Below are 16,897 nucleotides of genomic sequence, written 5' to 3'. Positions count from 1 at the left end.
GGTGTACTCATAAGATACAGCGTACGTTAAGGACCTTGATGATGCGGATGGCGATCGCCGGTGCGGGTCTCGGCGGGTTGACCCTGGCCCGGATCCTGCACCGGAACGGCATCGACGCGGTGGTGTACGAGCGTGAGGCGAGCCGAGCCGCCCGGTCGCAGGGCGGCTCGCTCGACCTGCACCCCGAGTCCGGGCAACTCGCCCTGGCGGAGGCGGGCCTCACCGGCCGGTTCCGCTCCGCAGCGCGACCCGAGGGCGAGGAGCTACGCATCCTCGACCCGGCCGGCCGGACCCTGCTGCACCACCGGCCGCAACCCGGCTCGTTCTCCGGGCGACCCGAGATCGACCGGAGCGCACTACGTGATCTTCTGCTCGATGCACTCCCCCACGGCACGGTCGTGTGGGGGCACCGCCTCGTCGCGGTGGCACCGGGACCGGACGGGGGCTTCCGGCTGGAGTTCGCGGACGGCCACCGGGCGGACTGCGACCTCCTCGTCGGCGCGGACGGCGCGCGGTCGACGGTCCGGTCGCTGCTGACCGACGCGGAACCGGACTACGTGGCCACCCTGGCGGAGCTGAACATCAGCGACGTCGACCGGCGCTACCCGGACCTCGCCGAGCTGGTCGGTCCCGGGAACCTGTGGTGCCTCGGGGTGAGCCGGCTCCTGGCGGCGCAACGCAGCGGCGACGGCAGCCTGCGGATCGCGGCGTCCCTCCCGGCGGACGACCACCACATCGGCAACAAGCGCGCCCTGCTGGACATGTTCCACGGCTGGGAGCCGAGGCTGACCGCGCTCATCGAAGCCGGCGACGGGAGGGTGTGGCCGCGCCGGATCGAGGCCCTGCCGACCGGCACCCGTTGGGCCGGCCGGCCGGGTGTCACGCTGATCGGGGACGCCGCGCACCTGATGCCGCCGGTCGGCGAGGGCGCCAACCAGGCCATGCTCGACGCCGCGGAGCTCGCCCGCGAACTGGCCGCCGATCCGGCCGACCCGCACGCCGCGATCCGGGCGTATGAACGGGGGATGTTCGCCAGGATCGGTCCGATCGCCGAGATGTCCGCCCGGGTGCACGCGATGATGTTGTCCCCGACCGCGGCCGAGGACATCGTCCGCTTCTTCACGGCGCCTAGATGATCATGGAGGGCAGCGGCCAGCGGCGCAGCCGGTACGGCAGCCAGACCAGCATGGTGCCCACCTGCACGACCAGCCCTTCGGCGGCGAAGTCCCGGGCTACGTCCAGATCCACGTCGGACACCGGCGCGCCGTCCATGACCTGCGCCAGCACCGCCAGGTACGCCGGGTCGTCCACGGTCAGCAGGTTGAGGCGGCTGGACCGCCGGTCGCGGACCTGCACGAAACCCGGGCCGCGCCGGAAGGTGCACTTGTCGATGTAGTAGGAGCGTCGCCACGTGTCGAGCGGGTCCTCGTCGCCCTCGGCGACGGCCGACAACCCGGTGGGCGGGTAGAGGTGGCAGAAGACCCGCCAGTCCGCCCCGCCGCCGGCCGGCAGCAGCAGCCGCCAGTCCACCGCGATGCCGTGGCTGGTCAGCTCCCGTACCAGCACCAGGCGGCGGACCGCGTCCCGGGACGCGGCGGCGACGTCGGCCCGGGTGCCGGTGTCGGCCCGGGTGCCGGCGTTGGTTCCGCCGCCGTCGACGGCCAGGCTCACCGGCTCGGTCAGGGTGACGTGGCGGATGCCCTCGTCGAACCAGCGGGCGGCGGCCTCGGCGGGCGGCTCCCGCAGCTCGACGGTGCCGAGGTCGATGCCGGGCACGGCGGTCACCACCGGATCGTGGTCGTGGGCGAGACGGACGAGAACGGGCTCCAGGGCGGGTCCAGCGACGGCCACGGTGGTCTCCCTCAGACGGTGGTCAGGGCGGCGGGCTCGGCCGGCCGGACGTCGGGCTGGTCGGTCTCCGGCTGCGCGCCGACGCGTTCCGGGTGCAGGTGGTCGATCCGCAGCAGGTCCTGGTTCATCGACCGGGGCGCGACGTGGACGTACTGCCCGCCGTCGGTGAACACGACGCCCCGTTCCCGCCAGCGGTCCAGCAGGGCGGTCAGCTCCGGTTCGGGCCGGGACAGCCGGCGGGCCAGCGAACCGACGGTGTGCGGCTGGTCGAGCAGCCGGAAGGCGGCCACCTCGGTCGCGTCGGTCAGCCGCAGGACCCGCCAGTCGAAGTGGCGGCGGCGGCTGACCAGCACGATCTCGTGGCCGAGGTCGTGGTGGGTGAGGCGGCTGCGGGCGTACTCGTGCTGCCATTCGGTGACCGCGGCGTCGAGCCGGGCGGCGGGTTCCGCGCCGATGCCCCGCTCGGGCACGTCGAAGATGTACGCCAGGTCCATCAGCTCGGACTCGGGCAGGTCGTAGTTGAGCAGGTACTGCCCGGCCGGCTTCAGGTCGCCGAAGCCCAGCTCGGGGCGGTTGAAGTACGGGCTGAACCGTTCGATGGCGATGCGGCTGCTGCCACCGGGCGGGGACAGGTGCCACAGCGCCGGGAACTGCGCCAGAATGCCGTCGTAGTCCTCGTCGGTCTCGCCGGGGAAGCCGTAGAGGTAGTTCCAGGCGACGGTGATGCCGCTGGTCTCGGCGTCGCGCAGCATCCGCGCGTTCAGGCAGCCGGTCACGCCCTTCTGCATGATCTTGAGCACCCGCGCGCTGAGGTTCTCGATGCCGGGCTGCACGCTCACCAGGCCCGCGTCGGCCAGGGCCTGCACCTGCGCGCCCCGCATGTTGGACTTGATCTCGTACTGCAACCGCAGGTCGTAGCCGGACTCGGCGAGCCGGGGCAGCAGCGTCGTCACGTAGCCCATGTCGAGGATGTTGTCGACGACGAACATGTCGAGCACCTGGTGCCGCTCGGCGAGCGCGATGATCTCCTCGTAGAACGCGCCGGGACGCTTGCTGCGGAACTCCATGAACGAGCCGTTCAGCCCGCAGAAGGTGCAGTGGTGCTTCTCCCCCCACCAGCAGCCCCGGGCGCCCTCCACGACCAGTTTCGGCTCCACCCAGTTGCGGGCCCGGGACGCGGCGAGCCGTTCGAAGTAGCCGTCGTAGTCGGGGCTGACGATCTCGGCGGGCGGCAGCGGCCTGGTGCTCATCGGGTTCGCGGTCGCCCGGCCGTCCGGGGTCGTCCAGCACAGCCCCTCGACGTCGGCCAGCGCCGGACGGTCACCGTCGGTCAGCGTCCGGCCGTCACCGTCGGTCAGCGCCGCCAGCAGGGCCGGGAAGGCCGCCTCGCCCTCACCCCGTACCACCAGGTCGACGAAGGGGAAGTTGCGGTGCAGGGCCGCGCCCTGCTCACCGTCGCAGTTGGCCCCGCCGAAGACGGTACGGATCGACGGATCGAGCCGCTTGACGTGTTTGGCCGCCGCCAGCGCGGCGGTGTTCTGCTGGAAGGTGGAGGTGAAGCCGACCAGGTCCGGTCCCCACGCGACGATCCGGGCCGCCAGGTCACCGACGAACTCCGGGGCGGACCGGTGCAGCTCGACGTTGAGCGCGAGTTCCCGCTCGGACATCTGGTCCCGGACCCGACTGGTGAACTCTTCCAGCCGCCACTCCGGGTCGTCGTAGAGGGCGGAGGAGAACACCCAGTCACCGCACCCGGCGAAGTAGGTGAGCAGCGAGTAGTACTGGTAGTCGTGCAGGGTGAACTCGCTGCGGTCGACCACCCAGTCGACGTAGTCGAGGTTGGCGTGCAGGACCTCCACCTCGGCCTCGGGGTATCTGCGCCGGACGCTGGTGGTGAGGATCCCCAGCGCCAGGGACGGCACGTCGATGGACGCCCACGGCATGTTGACCAGCAGAATGCGCACGTCGTCTCTCCTTGCTCACGATGCCCCGGGCCGGACGAGGGTGGCCGTGGAGTGGGACCGCCGGGCGTCGGCCCAGGTCCGGGACCGGCGGTCCCACCCCACGCGGGGTGGATCAGAACTTGACCGTGACGCTCACCGAAACGGCGACGTCGGAACGGACCTGGTCGCGGTTGCCGCTGATCGGGTCGTTCTCGATGATGCTCTTGCGCATACCTTTCACCTCCCTCCATCGTGGGTGGACCGTCAGGCCGTCGTCCGGTCCGTCAGTCCGCCGGTCGCGCCATGGCGAGCGCGACCGACGTTCCCTCGTCCCGTACGCCGTCGAAGTGCTGCTGCATGAACAGCAGCACCGCCTGCATCAGGGCGATGTGCCCCCGGGCGTCGAAGTCCTCGTGCCCGGCCCGCGTCCGCAGCAGCTTCACCGGGATCCGGCGACGCAGCAGCGCCCCGGCGTACCGTTCCACCGGTGCCGGCGGGCAGCGGACGTCGTCGGTGGCCACCGCCAGGAAGACCGGTACGGACACCTGGTCGACGTAGCTGACCGGGGACGCTTCGGCGTACCGCTGCGGGACCTCGTCCGGGGTGCCGCCGAACAGGGTGGTGTCCAGCGCGCGGATCGCCGGGGTGGCCGCCGCGAAGGCCGCGACGTAGTCCGCGACCGGGTTGACCGCCACCCCGAGCCGCCACAGGTCCGGCTGCCGGCCGAGGGCCAGCAGGGTCAGGTAGCCGCCCCAGGAACTGCCCCACAGCGCCACCCGGCGCTCGGCGATCACGCCCTGTTCGCACAGGTGGGCGCGGACCGCCGCCAGGTCCTCCAGTTGGGTGAGACCGACTCCGGCCCGGAAGTCGTTGCGCCAGGCGGCCCCGTAGCCGCTGGAGCCCCGGTAGTTGACCCGCACCACCGCGCAGCCGGTACGCACCAGCACCTCGACCAGCGGGTCGTAGGCGTCCCGGGCGTGCTGGAACGGGCCACCGTGGACCAGGAACACCGCCGGTAGCGGGCCGGCCCGGTCGGCGGGCGCGGCCACCAGCGCATGGATGTCGCCGGCCGGCCCCGGCACCCAGACCTCGGTCCGCCGGCAGTACTCGGCCAGTGACACCGCCCCGTCGGCCGGGCCGTCGTCCGGGCCGGCCGGCAGTTCCACCCCGGCCACCGACCGGATCTGCGGCGGGGTGGCCGAGTCGGTCCACACGTAGGCGATGTCACCGTCCGGCCAGACCGCGGCGTCCAGGATGCTGCCGGCCGGGGTGGGCACCGCGGTACGCGTACCGGTGGCGAGGTCGACGCGGTGCAGGTGGCTGCCGGCGTGCCGGTCCTGACGGACCAGGACCCGGGTCCCGTCCGGGTACCAGCCGGCGGTGATCTCGGTGTCGAACCGCCCCGGATGCCGGGTCAGCCCGTCGGCGCGGGTCCAGCTGGCGAGCCCGTACTCGCCGCTCTCCTCGACGACCAGCAGCAGGTGGGCGGGGTCGGGGACGGGGGCGAAACCCAGCGGCCAGAGTCGCCGGTCCGGGCCCGCCGGCAGCACCGCCACCGGGTCACCGCCGGTGGTGAGCACGGTGACCGCCTCCGGTGACGCGGCGTCCCGGCCGACCACGAGCAGCTGGCCGGTCGGGTCCACGTCGACCAGGTGGGCGTAGCCGGACATCCGGGCCACCGGCTCGACCCCACCGCTGGCGGCGCGCCGGTACAGCGCCACGCCGTCGGCGTCGGCGAGTCCGACCAGGGCGGTGCCGTCGGCGGCCATGGCGAGCCCGGCGGGCCGGGCCGGGCCGAGTCCCGGCAGCGCCGGCCGGGGGTGTTCGGGCTGGTCGAAGTCGCTGACCTGCCACGTGCCGATCCCGGTGAGGTCGTCGTCGAACCACCAGACCACGGTGCCGCCGGGGTCGACGGCCGCCCGGGTGGTGCCGGCCGCGCGGTCGGTGACCTGGCGGGCGGTACCGGCCGCGCGGTCCCAGGCGAAGACCTGGCAGCGACCGTCGGCGTCGCCCACGTAGACGGACCGGTGCGGGGCGTGCTCGGCCACCAGGGGCAGCGCCGGGTAGTAGACCCGGAAGGCGCGGGCCATGCTCAGTCCTCCTCGACAGCCGGCACGGTGGCACGCAGCTTCCGGACGTTGGCCGTCGCGTACGCGGCGAGCACGGCCAGCAGCAGCGCGAAGATCAGAGCCGCGACGCCCGGTGCGTACCGGGCGACCAGGACACCGGCGAGCACCGGCGCGAGCACGCGCAGCGCCTCTCCGGTCGTGCCGATCACCGTCGCCACCCGGCCCTGGAGGTGATCGGGGGTGACGGTGATGGCGCGGGCCTGGAAGACGATGGCCACCATCGGGGTGAGCAGGAAGACCAGCCCGAACAGCAGTCCGTAGCTCCACGGCTGCCGGGCGACCGGCAGGGCCGCGACCAGACCCACCGTCACCCAGGACGCGACCGGGATGGCCACCACCGGGCGGACCCGTTGCAGCACCTTCGGGGCGGCCAGCGCACCGACCAGACCACCGACGCTGGCGATCGCGAGGATGAGCCCGATCGACACCGGAAGATCACCACGTCGGCCGGTGACCAGAATCGTGTGATAGATGAGCGCGCCGAAGACGAAATTGACACCGGCCGCCCAGAAGGTCACGAATCGCAGAAAGGGATGGGTCCATACAAAGCGCAGGCCGGTCCGCAGATCAGCCAGAAAAGAGGGACGTTCGGCACGTTGCGGGCTCAGATCCGTCCGAATCGCGGCGACACAGGCGGCGGCGACGACATAGGAGACGACGTCGGCCAGGAAAGGCGCCCAGCGGGCCAACTGGTAGAGCGAACCACCGATCATCGGCCCGGCGATCTGCATCGCGTGGTTGCGTGCCTCGAGCCGGGCCAGCGCGCGCTGGTCGTCGGCGGGAAGCACCCGGCGGATGGCTCCCGCGCCGGCCGACTCGTAGCCGGCCTGGGCGACCCCCTGCACGAAGGCGGCACCGGCCAGCACGCCGAAGGTTGCCGCGCCGGCCGCCAGCACGCCGGCGACCACGGTCATCGCTGCCGCTGCGACCAGCAACGCGGTGACCATCATGGCCTTGCGGGGCAACCGGTCGGCCAGCACGCCCGCCACCGGTGCCGTCACCAGCCGGCCGGTCAGGCCCAGGCCGCCCACCAGACCGGCGGCGGCTGGGGACCCGCTGACGGCCAGCGCCACCAGCGGCAGCACCAGACCGGAGGCCTGGGAGCCGAGCAGGTTGACACCGCCGGCCACCCAGTACAGCCGGAAGTCGCGGGCCCTGCCGGAAACACTGCCCGACGGCGCCCGGCGGGCCGATGTCGTCGTCATCTTCCTGGTCGCGTCGATCGCACGTCAGCTCCCATTTACGGTACGCAGGCGGACCGGTTCAGCGCAGCGAACAAGTCGGCACACAACAATGCCGAATCAGCGCGGTGAGGGGATCTTTGCGGGAGACAAACGCTAACAGCAAAAGTCTCCACTGACAAGGCGAGTGCTTTCCGCAATTCGGTTACGCATCGATTTGCGTCGAGTTGTGGCGGGACGCCGAAAACTCGGTCTGATCCGCGTGTCGCCCCATTGGACCGACGTGCCGGGTCCTGTCCCACCCACCGGTACGGGACACCACCGCGACCACCCGGCCCGCCATCGGGCCCCGAGGCGGCGGCTCCGCCACGCGGCCCGCCGACCTCAGCGGGGGTGGTCGTCGTCCAGCGGAATCGGCAACGCGACCGGGTCGACGCTGCCGATCCCGGTGGCGGAGTGGGCCGGTGGCGGCCGGTCGTCGGCCGGCAGCCGCGAGTATCGGCGGCCCTGCCCCGCCGGGCCCGGCAGCCGGGTCACCGGGCAGGTGACCAGGAGAACCGGCGGAGGTGGCGCGACGAACCGGCCCGTACCCCACCGCACCCAGATCGCGACGCGGCCCGCCGCCGCCTCCGCCAGCAGCTTCTCCACGGTGCGACGCCGGTCGGTGTGGTCCACTTCGACGACGACCGGCGGACCCGCCGGCCGGGCACAGGCCACGTCGAGGACGGAGTACTGCCCGGACAGCGGCGGTGGCAACGGCACGACGCTGGCCGCCCGGCGGTAGACCCGCCAACCGGCGGCCCGGCCCCAACCGACCACCGAGTCGATGATCAGCTTGGTGACCTGGTCGGTCGTGGCGTCCCGGAAGGTCAAGCCGTCGAGTTGACGCGCGAGTGACGCGACGACCTGCTCACTGTCGTCGGCACCGTACATGGCGGGCAGCGTAACGCGTGGCGGTGACACGTCCGGGCCGGGGCGGGTCAGCGGTGCGTGCGCGCGCCGGCACCGGAAACCGGGCCCCGGCGGCGGCCCCCGGCGGACTCCCGGCGGAGCGGAGCAAAGAGGCGCTGCCCGCACGGGGGGACGGGCAGCGCCTGCCGTCAGGATATCCCATACCGGCCGGTAGCCTGGTCCGGGAAACCCCGGCGTCGGCCGCCGTGCCGGGGGCCGCCCGACCGCTTGACGGCGGGCGCCGTCCGGACCTGGATACGCCGCTGCCCCGGGCGGCGTCACCCGGCAGCGGTACGCCGACCACCCGTCCCGGACGGGTTCCCGAGTCCCCCGGCGACCGCGTCACGGACCAGGTCCTCCCGCAGTGCGGTGGATATCGACGCGAGCCGGCGGGCATCGGCGTCCACGTCGGCATGCGCCAGCCTGCCCGACAACGGCTCCAGACCGGGCTCGACCTCCTGAGCGGTGACCCGGCCCTGCTCGAGCCGGCGCACGGCGGCCAGGATCGCGGCGGCCTCGCCGGCGGCGGTCGCGCGGACGTCGTCCCAACCGGCCTCGACCGCCCGACGACGCGCCACGGCCGCCACCCGCGCGTCCCGCGGCCCCAACGCCTGCAGGCCGTCGCCGATCTCCACGCACCGGCGGTACAGCCGTGGTCCGACGCCCCACACCCACCAGGGGTTCCGCCGCGGTCGGCGGGGCGCGTGCAGCGCGATGCTGGGAACCGCCCGGTACAGCAGGTACCACAGCGGATGCAGGTCGCGGTACATCGCCCGGCGGCGGGGCCAGGCGCGGACACCGTCCACGGTCCGCCAGACGGTCGCCAGGACGAAACTCGAGCAGATCAGCCCGACCGACATCGTGATCAGCCCCTGCGTCACGACCGGTTCGGGCCAGGGAGGTGCCACCCCGGCCAGCTTCAGGGCGAGGAACAGCGCCTTGTGCGCCACGAACGCCGCACCGAACACCGCGCCCGCGCTCAGCAGCCGCATGACGATCTTGAGCCGGGTGCCGGCGTACCGCGCGTAGCCGAGCGACATCCGCAGGATGTCCAGCACGGAGGTACCGAGATACGCCAGGAAGGCGAGCATGTAGACGATGACCTGCGGCATGTCGCCGTACCGCTCGGCGAAGTGCAGCGGTTCCGACTCGGTGAAGCCGGCGGCCAGGAACATCGTGATCATCACGGTGAGGACGACGGCGAAGAACACCAGCCGCCGCCGCATCAACCGGCGTGCCCGGTGCGGATCCCCCAGGTGCAGGAAGAGGAACTGGATCGCGGTTGCCGTGATCAGCGCCGAACCGTGCTCGACGGGCTTGGCCAGGTTCGGCACCCCGGACACCCCGTCGATCAGGCTGTGCACCGGGGCCCAGCCCGCGGTGACGGCGAACCCGCAGCCCAGGCAGATCCCCAGACTCGCCTGGATCTTCGGGTTCGACGGGTCACGCCGCAACGCTCCCAGCTTGACGACGAACGCCACCGCGGCGACCACCATCGCCGCGACATGTCCCACCGTCACCAGCATGCGTCTGCCCCGCCTAGTCGGCCAACGTCGCGGCGATCCGGTACATCACCGCGGCCGTCTCGTCGGTGAGGTCGTCGAAGCCCCCGACCTGGTCGCCGGTGTCCAGCCGGGCGCCGAGGTAGGTCGCCAGCAGCTCGGCGTCGTGTTCCTGCCGTTCGTGGAAGGTCGACCGGGTACGGGCGAGCAGCACGTCGGCCGCCGCCGGGCCGAGCGAGTCCGCGAGCCCGGCCACCCCCGACAGCACCGCCTTCCCGGTGTGCCGCAACGCGATGTGCATCAGCTCGTGCAGGATCGTCTGGTCCGCAGCACCGGGGAGGAATCCCGGTTGTACAGCACGTAGTCGGTCTCCGCGGTCGCCACCCACAGCCCGCACGGCCCGGTGTGCTCGTCGATGGTCATGGCGACGATCTGGATGCGCCGGCCCCGCGCGGCCTCCAGGGAGGACAGCAGCCCGTGCAGGGTCAACGGCGCCGGCAGGCCGACATCGAGTTGACGGATGAGTTTCTGCACCTGACGCCGCTGCTGCCACATCGTCTGCTGGTCCTCCCGTACGAGCCCCGACCGCGACCTTCCCGTGCCCACCGCCTGACCTGGCCTGCCCGGATCCGATGGCGGTCGGCGGGCTCCGCGCCCGACCACGATAGTGGCGGACCCGGGCGCGCGGCACCGACGCCGAACCACCCGGGCGGGGGGTCGGTCCCGTCCGGCGGTGGACCGGCGGCCCGGTGCGGGCAGAATGCGGGGCGTGCAGGATGTCATGGACGACCGGGGCCACCGGCCGACCCTCCGGGTGGCCCGCGCGGTGACGGAGGTGTTCGCGCCGGCACTGCTGGCCGCGGTCATGCCCATCGTCATCGGGGTGGCCAGCGTGTCGCCCGTCGGCAACGGCCTGGGATGGGCGTTGGTCGGCGCGCTGTTCTGTTCCGTCGTCCCCAACACGTTGATCTGGTGGGGCGTACGCCGGGGCCGGCTGACCGACCACCACATCCGGGTACGCGAACAGCGCAGAAGGCCGCTGGCGTACGGCCTGCTGTCCGTCCTGGTCGGGTTGTCGCTGATGATCGGCCTCGGCGCCCCGCGTCCGGTCACCGCGATGGTGGTCGTGATGTTCGTTCTCGGCGTGGCGGTGACGGCGGCGAACCTCGTGTGGAAGCTCAGCATCCACGCCGCGGTGGCCGCGGGCTCGGCCGCGGTGCTCGTGATCACGTTCGGGCCGGCGCTGCTCGTCACGGCGCCCGTGGTGGCGCTCGTCGGCTGGTCGCGGGTGCGCCTGCGGGACCACACCGTGGCCCAGGTGACCGCCGGCACCGTGGTGGGTCTGCTCGTGGCGATCCCGACGTTCCTGGTGCTGCGGTGACGCCGCGGCGACCTACGGGTCCGAGCGGTCCCGGCGCGCCTTGCTCTGCGCCTCCAGCGCGGCGACCTGCTCGACGATCGCGCGGAGGCTCGCCCGTGGTGCGCCCGGGGGCATCCGACGGGCAAGCACGGTGATCGTCTCCAGGTCCGGGTCATTGACGGCCTCGGTGTCGGCGACGGGATCGAAGAAGAAGTTCGGCTCGACCCGGAAGAAGTTTGCCAGTTGCTGGATGGCGGACCGGGAGGGGTTGTCCCGCTCTCCTCTGAGGAGGTAGTTGAGGTAACTGGTGGACAGGCCGGTCGCCCTGGCGACCTCGTCCGGCGAGAACGGCTTGCCCGTGCCCGGTTTGCGGTGCGTGTCGAACAGGTGCCGCAGCCGGGCGGCGAAGGAACTCGACCCGTCGGCTCCACCAGCGTCGGTCATGACCACCCTTCCCGATCGAGCCTCCGACGACCACCGTAGCCGAGCCCGCGCCGGCCACAATAGTTGCAGAAGCCAGCGGGCCCATGCTTCACTTGAGCGCGCCCGACAACTATTGTGGCAGTGACACCGTAGCGGACGACGCCAGTGGCGCAAAGCGTCCCGGGCGGCCGCCAGGTGTCGAATCCGTATCGGTCGGTCGGGCGACGAGCGCCAACGGCGAGCGGGAGCGGAACGGGGGACACGCAAGCTGTCGGCAGCGTGCGTTGCCGCCCCCGTCGGGGCAGCCGGCCAGGTGGGGCAGATCCACCGCCCACCGCGACCGGTCGTCCCGCGCCCTGGCGCTGGTGGCCCCGGGACGGTCGTACCCGGGGCCACCGCACGGCGACACCGGCCGAACGACTTCCGGCCCGTCCCGGTCACCCTCGGCGCACCCGGCCAGGTGTGCTACCCCAGCGCGCGGAGGCAGCGGTCGGCCTGGGCGCGGAGAGCCTCGGCGAGCCCGGGTGGTGGACCGTGGCCGAGGGTGAAGTCGACGTTCATCGACGTGATCATCCAGGCCAGGTCGGTGGGCGTGTCCGCCCCGAGGTGCAGCAGACAACTACCGTCGTCGACGGGTTCCAGTACGCCCATGCCCGGCCAGAGCCGGTCGGCGACCGCCTCGGCCGGCTCGTGCAGGGTGACCGTCGCCTGGCAGGGCCAGGCCCGGGCGGACAGCTGGTACGCCAGATAGGTGGCGGGGTCGCCGTGCGGCAGCCGCCGGGGCGGGAAACGCGGTCCGGTGGGGGCGCGGGGCACCAGCCGGTCCACCCGGAAGGTACGCCAGTCCTGGCGGTCGGTGTCGAAGGCGATCAGATACCACCTGCGGCCGAAGCTGACCAGGTGGTGCGGTTCCACCGTCCGCACGGCCGTCCCGCTCCGGGTGCTGGTGTAGTCGAACCGCAGCCGCTCGTGTCGCCGGCAGGCGTCGGCGACGGCCATCAGCGTACGGCCCGACACCTGCGGGCACGGCGGCGCGCCGGTGTGGACCAGAACGGCGTTCAACGTGTCCACCCGGTGCCGCAGCCGGGCCGGCAGCACCTGTTCGAGTTTGGCCAGCGCGCGCAGGGACGTCTCCCCGATCCCGGCGACCGGGCCGCCCGCCGCCGTGCGCAGACCGACCACGACGGCGACCGCCTCGTCGTCGTCGAGCAGCAGCGGTGGCAGGGCCGCCCCGGCCCCGAGCCGGTACCCGGCGATGCCGCGCACGGCGTGGACCGGGTAGCCGAGCTCACGGAGCCGCTCCACGTCCCGGCGCACCGTGCGGGGCGTGACCCCGAGCCGGCCGGCCAGTTCCGCGCCGGACCAGTCCCGAGGTGTCTGGAGCAGCGCGAGCAGCCGGAGCAGCCGCGCCGAGGTTTCCCGCATGCTCCCGAGGATGCCAGCAGCTTAGGACCGTACCCGCCCTAACCGGGTCGTAGCGTCCCGGACATGACCGAGCCGCACCCGGGCGTCCGCCCGTTCCGCATCGCCGTCCCGCAGACCCAACTCGACGACCTGGTCGCCCGGCTGGGCAACACCCGCTGGCCCGACGAGCTGCCGGGCGTCGGCTGGAGTCGCGGCGTTCCGGTGGCGTACCTGAAGGAGATCGCCGAGTACTGGCGTACCCGCTACGACTGGCGGGCGCACGAGGCGGCCCTCAACCGGCACCCGCAGTACACGACGGTCGTCGACGGCCAGCATCTGCACTTCCTGCACGTACCCTCGCCCGAGCCGGACGCCGTACCGCTGGTCCTGCTGCACGGCTGGCCCGGCGGGGTGGTGGACTTCCTCGACGTGACCGGGCCGCTGTCGGACCCGCGCGGCCACGGGGGCGACCCCACCGACGCCTTCCACCTGGTGATCCCGTCGCTGCCCGGCTTCGGGTTCTCCACCCCGCTGGCCGGGCCGGGAATGGACGCGGCCCGGATGGCCGGCGTGCTGCGGCAGCTGATGGCCCGGCTCGGCTACGAACGGTACGGCGTCCAGGGGTACGACACCGGCTCGTGGGTCGCGCCGGAGCTGGGCAGGCAGGCTCCGGAGCAGGTCATCGGCGTACACGTCAACGCGATGGTCACGTTCCCGGTCGGCGCGGACGGCGAACTGGACGGCCTCAGCGAGGTCGAGCAGCGGCGCTGGCAGGCGATGCAGGACTTCAACGACGGCTACCTGCAGTGCAACGCCAAACGCCCGCAGACCGTGGCGTACGGGCTGCACGACTCACCGGTCGGCCAGCTCGCCTGGATGGTCGAGAAGTTCAAGGAGCTCACCGACCCGCCGCACGGTCTGCCCGAGGACAGCATCGACCGCGACCGCATCCTCACCGAGGTGTCGATCTACTGGCTGACCGGCACCGCCGCCTCCGCCGCCCAGGTCTACTACGAGGAGATGTCCGCCGACGCCGGTGGGGCCTGGGCCGGCGACGCGGAGACGTCCGCTGGCGACGGGGCATGGGGCGGGGGCGACGACCGGGACCGGGCGACCGGCCGGGGCGTGCCCACCGGGGTCCTGGTGTCCACCCACGACGTCACCGTCCGCCGCTGGGCCGAACGCGACCACCACGTCGTGCACTGGACGGAACTGGACCGGGGTGGGCACTTCCTCGCCATGGAGGCACCCGACCTGCTCGTCGAGGACGTCCGCCGGTTCTTCCGGAAGCTTCGCTGACCGTGGTCCCGTAACCGTCGCGCCCGCGTCCCGCCGCCCCGTCGGGCGGGACGGCGGGCGGAGGCTCCGCGCCGGGACCGGCCCGGCTGGTCCGTCGGATGCGGGGACGGCGTCCGGGTGGCCGGGCGGTTCGTCGCCGGCGCGGCCGGCCGTTCCCGCTTCCGGTACCCGGGGTGCGGGTAGCGTTCGGCCCTGTGGAAAGCACCGGTGTGCCGCCGTCGGGCGCCCCCGACCGCTCCCGCTGGGGCCGGCTGCACGTACTGGACTGGGTCGCGGTCGGGCTGCTCGCCGGCGGTGTGCTCTGCGTCCTCACCGGGCTCCTCCCCCGCGCCGACGCCGAGGCCACCGTACGCCGGATCCTGCCGATCCTGGTCTTCCTCGGCACGGTGGTGGTGCTGGCCGAACTGACCGCGGTGGCCGGGGTGTTCGACGCGCTCGCCGCACGGGTGGCGATCACCGCCCGGGGCAACCTCCGCGCGCTGTTCTGGCTCTGCGTCGGGTTCGCCTCGGTGACCACGATCGTGCTCAACCTGGACACCACCGCCGTCCTGCTCACCCCGGTCATGATCGCCCTGGCCGGCAGGCTCGGCGTGCCGCCGGCCCCGCTGGCGATGACCACGGTGTGGCTGGCCAACACGGCGAGCCTGCTGCTGCCCGTGTCGAACCTGACCAACATCCTGGCCAGCGACCGGATCGGGCTGGCCCCGGTGCCGTGGGCGGCCCGGATGTGGTGGCCGCAGCTGGTCGCCATCGCGGTCACCATGGTGTTGCTCTGGTGGTGGTACTGGCGGCCGGCGCGGGCCGTCGCCGATCCGTTCGTGCCACCGCCGCCGCACGTGCCGGCAGATCCCGTCCTCTACCGCACCGCGCTCGTCGCCTGCCTGCTGTTCGTCGCCGGGATCCTCGCCGGGGTCGAGATCGGGCTCGCCTCCGCGGTGGCCGCCGCGATCCTGGTCGCCGGGTTCGTGGTCCGCGCCCGGCGCAGCCTGGGACTCCGGCTGGTCCCGTGGCGGCTGCTGGTCTTCGTCACCGGGTTGTTCCTGGTGGTGCAGACCATCGGCCGGCACGGGCTGGACACCGTGACGGGCACGTTGATCGGCACCGACCCGGGCGCCGAGGGGGCGCTGCGGGCCGGCGCCGTCGGCGCGCTGGTCGCCAACGTGGTCAACAACCTGCCCGCGTACGTGGCCGGCGAGGCGGTCATCGCCGCCGGCCACCACACCCAGCTGTTGGCCCTGCTGGTGGGGACCAACGTCGGCGCGCTCGCCACCCCGTGGGCGTCGCTGGCCACGTTGATCTGGTACGAGCGCTGCCGGGCCGCCGGGGTCGCCATCCCGCTGGGCCGGTTCGTGGCCACCAGCGCCGTGCTCGCCGTCCTGGCCACCACCGCCGGCGTCGCCGCCCTGCTGGTCCCCGGGTCCGGCTGACCGACCGCACCAGCCCGCCGGGTGGTCAGCGCGACCGGCCCCGCCAGCCGGCCGGTGGTCAGGGCGACCGGCCCCACCAGTCGACCGTGGTGAGGGCGGGACGGTGACCCGGCCATCGCGTCCCCCACCGCGGCGGTACCCGGCACTGCCCGGCAGCGGGCGCGACCGGGCGGTGCCGGGGTCAGCTGTCGGCGGGCACCGGGACGGCCACCACGGCCGGCGGCGGCACCGGCCCGGCCCGGCGCAGCCCCCGGGTCAGCAGCAGCGTCGTGACCAGCGACAGACCGGCCAGCAACGCCACCGCCAGATGCGTCGGGGCCACGTCGGCGACCGCTCCGGCGAACACCGCGAAGACCGCCTGCCCGACCAGCATCCCGTTCTGGTGCAGGCCGAGCACCTGACCGTGCACCTGCGGCGGCGACCGGTCGATCAACCACTCCTGCAACGGCAGCGACGCCGCGAAGCCGACCGACGCGACCAGCGCGAGCAGCATCGCCACCGGCAGGTTCGGTTGCAGCAGGAAGGCGAGGTACGGCAGGGGCAGCAGCAGCCGCAGCGGCAGAACGCACCGCCGACGTGCCGCCGGGGACAGGAACCGTCCCACCACCACGTCGCCGGTCAGCATGCCGAGCGCGCCCGCGGCGAAGAGGAAGCCGGCCCGGTCTCCCGCGTACGGCAGGAACAGCGCCTCGCAGCCGACGACCAGACCGTTGGGCAGCCACAGGTTGAGCAGGAGCGCACGCCGACCACGGTCGGACCACAGTTCCCGGTTGACGCGCAGGGTCCGGGCCGTCGAGGCCCGCGCGTCGGTGCGGGCCGGCCGTTCCCGAAGGCCGAACCAGGTCAACGCCAGGGCCACCGCCCGCAGCGCGGTCGCGACCAGGAACACCTGGTACGGGGTGAGCCAGGTCAGCAACAGACCACCCGCCCCGAAGCCGGCGATCTGCATCACGCCGACGCTGGCGTTCATCGTGGACCGGGCCAGCACGTACGCGCCGGCCGGCAGGATGTCGTTGAGTAGCGCCCAGCGGGCACCACCGACGATCGACCCGAGGTACGCGACGAGCAGGATGACGGCGAACCGGACCACGATGGGCAGCCCCGGCACGGCCTGGACCGCCGTGCCGGCCAGGGCGACCGACGCGCCGAGGGTCAACGCCCGGCGCGGCGGCAGGCTGTCCGCGGCCGACAGCAGGGTCACGCTGCCGAGCACGGCGGCCAGCGGCGCTCCGAACATGCTCAGCGCGGTCAGGGCCGCCGACCCGGTCACCGCGTAGGTCAGCGAACCGAGGGCCAGCGCGGAGCTGGTGTGGGCGGCGATGCCCGCGCAGTTGGCCAGGAAGAGGTTGCGGAACTCGCCGACGGCGAACAGCTGGGTGTACGTTCTCACGCCGATGATCCTCAGATCCGACGGACCGGGTGCGTAG

The 16,897-nt window shown here is 73.0% G+C and carries 15 protein-coding genes; 4 read left to right on the top strand and 11 right to left on the bottom strand.

The window, feature by feature from the left end:
- Positions 1–41: 41 nt before the first annotated feature.
- Positions 42–1,136 (top strand): FAD-dependent oxidoreductase, encoded by a 1,095-nt coding sequence (locus PVK37_RS19865; RefSeq protein ID WP_275029035.1) that lies wholly within the window; start codon positions 42–44, stop codon positions 1,134–1,136.
- Here the strand turns inward: PVK37_RS19865 and PVK37_RS19860 are convergent.
- From PVK37_RS19860 to PVK37_RS19825, 8 genes are all read right to left on the bottom strand, one after another.
- The gene (locus tag PVK37_RS19860; protein WP_275029034.1) at positions 1,129–1,851 is read right to left on the bottom strand and encodes a DUF5825 family protein; all 723 of its coding nucleotides are present in this window, start codon (positions 1,849–1,851) and stop codon (positions 1,129–1,131) included. The genes PVK37_RS19865 and PVK37_RS19860 overlap by 8 nt on opposite strands.
- 11 nt (positions 1,852–1,862) lie before the next feature.
- Positions 1,863–3,815, bottom strand: a complete 1,953-nt coding sequence (locus PVK37_RS19855; RefSeq protein WP_275029032.1) for a RiPP maturation radical SAM C-methyltransferase — start codon at positions 3,813–3,815, stop codon at positions 1,863–1,865.
- Between the two features lie 263 nt (positions 3,816–4,078).
- The gene (locus tag PVK37_RS19850) at positions 4,079–5,884 is read right to left on the bottom strand and encodes a S9 family peptidase (RefSeq protein ID WP_275029030.1); all 1,806 of its coding nucleotides are present in this window, start codon (positions 5,882–5,884) and stop codon (positions 4,079–4,081) included.
- 2 nt (positions 5,885–5,886) lie between these two features.
- Positions 5,887–7,128: an MFS transporter gene (locus tag PVK37_RS19845; protein ID WP_275029029.1), complete on the bottom strand. Its 1,242-nt coding sequence runs from the start codon at positions 7,126–7,128 to the stop codon at positions 5,887–5,889.
- Between the two features lie 360 nt (positions 7,129–7,488).
- Complete coding sequence (locus PVK37_RS19840; RefSeq protein WP_275029028.1) at positions 7,489–8,037, bottom strand: hypothetical protein; 549 nt, start codon at positions 8,035–8,037, stop codon at positions 7,489–7,491.
- A 296-nt stretch (positions 8,038–8,333) separates the two neighbouring features.
- Positions 8,334–9,569 carry an MAB_1171c family putative transporter gene (locus PVK37_RS19835; protein ID WP_275029027.1) on the bottom strand — a complete coding sequence of 412 codons (1,236 nt, stop codon included), beginning with the start codon at positions 9,567–9,569 and terminating at the stop codon, positions 8,334–8,336.
- 25 nt (positions 9,570–9,594) lie between these two features.
- A complete protein-coding gene (locus PVK37_RS19830; protein ID WP_275029026.1) occupies positions 9,595–9,858 on the bottom strand; it encodes a hypothetical protein in 264 nt (87 codons plus the stop codon).
- On the bottom strand, positions 9,858–10,112 hold the full coding sequence (locus PVK37_RS19825; RefSeq protein ID WP_275029025.1) for a hypothetical protein: 255 nt from the start codon (positions 10,110–10,112) through the stop codon (positions 9,858–9,860). Before PVK37_RS19825 ends, PVK37_RS19830 begins: the two co-directional genes overlap by 1 nt.
- Positions 10,113–10,338: 226 nt before the next feature.
- Here PVK37_RS19825 and PVK37_RS19820 point away from each other — a divergent pair, with 226 nt between their 5' ends.
- Positions 10,339–10,938 (top strand): phosphatase PAP2 family protein, encoded by a 600-nt coding sequence (locus PVK37_RS19820; RefSeq protein WP_423791092.1) that lies wholly within the window; start codon positions 10,339–10,341, stop codon positions 10,936–10,938.
- A 12-nt stretch (positions 10,939–10,950) separates the two neighbouring features.
- Here PVK37_RS19820 and PVK37_RS19815 read toward each other — a convergent pair whose 3' ends face one another.
- Positions 10,951–11,361, bottom strand: a complete 411-nt coding sequence (locus tag PVK37_RS19815; protein ID WP_275029023.1) for a helix-turn-helix domain-containing protein — start codon at positions 11,359–11,361, stop codon at positions 10,951–10,953.
- Positions 11,362–11,805: 444 nt separating this feature from the next.
- Positions 11,806–12,765 (bottom strand): helix-turn-helix transcriptional regulator, encoded by a 960-nt coding sequence (locus PVK37_RS19810; RefSeq protein WP_275029021.1) that lies wholly within the window; start codon positions 12,763–12,765, stop codon positions 11,806–11,808.
- A 63-nt stretch (positions 12,766–12,828) separates the two neighbouring features.
- On the opposite strand from PVK37_RS19810, the gene PVK37_RS19805 reads away from it, so the two are divergent.
- Both PVK37_RS19805 and PVK37_RS19800 read left to right on the top strand, forming a co-directional pair.
- Positions 12,829–14,043, top strand: coding sequence for an epoxide hydrolase family protein (locus PVK37_RS19805; RefSeq protein ID WP_275029020.1), 1,215 nt, complete (start codon positions 12,829–12,831; stop codon positions 14,041–14,043).
- A gap of 194 nt (positions 14,044–14,237) precedes the next feature.
- Positions 14,238–15,470: an SLC13 family permease gene (locus PVK37_RS19800; protein WP_275029019.1), complete on the top strand. Its 1,233-nt coding sequence runs from the start codon at positions 14,238–14,240 to the stop codon at positions 15,468–15,470.
- Positions 15,471–15,651: 181 nt separating this feature from the next.
- Here the strand turns inward: PVK37_RS19800 and PVK37_RS19795 are convergent, their stop codons facing one another.
- On the bottom strand, positions 15,652–16,860 hold the full coding sequence (locus PVK37_RS19795; protein ID WP_275029018.1) for an MFS transporter: 1,209 nt from the start codon (positions 16,858–16,860) through the stop codon (positions 15,652–15,654).
- Between the last annotated feature and the right edge of the window lie 37 nt (positions 16,861–16,897).

This window comes from Micromonospora cathayae, from assembly GCF_028993575.1.
Taxonomy (GTDB): Bacteria; Actinomycetota; Actinomycetes; order Mycobacteriales; family Micromonosporaceae; genus Micromonospora; species Micromonospora cathayae.
The sequence above is the reverse complement of the archived record's forward strand: the minus strand, read 5'-3'. Positions and strand labels throughout refer to the sequence as shown.

Bases quoted from the DNA above. Each gene is read 5' to 3' on its own strand.
- PVK37_RS19820 (WP_423791092.1), top strand. From the start codon at position 10,339: ATGGACGACCGGGGCCACCGGCCGACCCTCCGGGTGGCCCGCGCGGTG.
- PVK37_RS19805 (WP_275029020.1), top strand. From the start codon at position 12,829: ATGACCGAGCCGCACCCGGGCGTCCGCCCGTTCCGCATCGCCGTCCCG.
- PVK37_RS19865 (WP_275029035.1), top strand. From the start codon at position 42: ATGCGGATGGCGATCGCCGGTGCGGGTCTCGGCGGGTTGACCCTGGCC.
- PVK37_RS19825 (WP_275029025.1), bottom strand. From the start codon at position 10,112: ATGTGGCAGCAGCGGCGTCAGGTGCAGAAACTCATCCGTCAACTCGAT.
- PVK37_RS19845 (WP_275029029.1), bottom strand. From the start codon at position 7,128: ATGACGACGACATCGGCCCGCCGGGCGCCGTCGGGCAGTGTTTCCGGC.
- PVK37_RS19840 (WP_275029028.1), bottom strand. From the start codon at position 8,037: ATGTACGGTGCCGACGACAGTGAGCAGGTCGTCGCGTCACTCGCGCGT.
- PVK37_RS19810 (WP_275029021.1), bottom strand. From the start codon at position 12,765: ATGCGGGAAACCTCGGCGCGGCTGCTCCGGCTGCTCGCGCTGCTCCAG.
- PVK37_RS19850 (WP_275029030.1), bottom strand. From the start codon at position 5,884: ATGGCCCGCGCCTTCCGGGTCTACTACCCGGCGCTGCCCCTGGTGGCC.
- PVK37_RS19830 (WP_275029026.1), bottom strand. From the start codon at position 9,858: ATGCACATCGCGTTGCGGCACACCGGGAAGGCGGTGCTGTCGGGGGTG.
- PVK37_RS19815 (WP_275029023.1), bottom strand. From the start codon at position 11,361: ATGACCGACGCTGGTGGAGCCGACGGGTCGAGTTCCTTCGCCGCCCGG.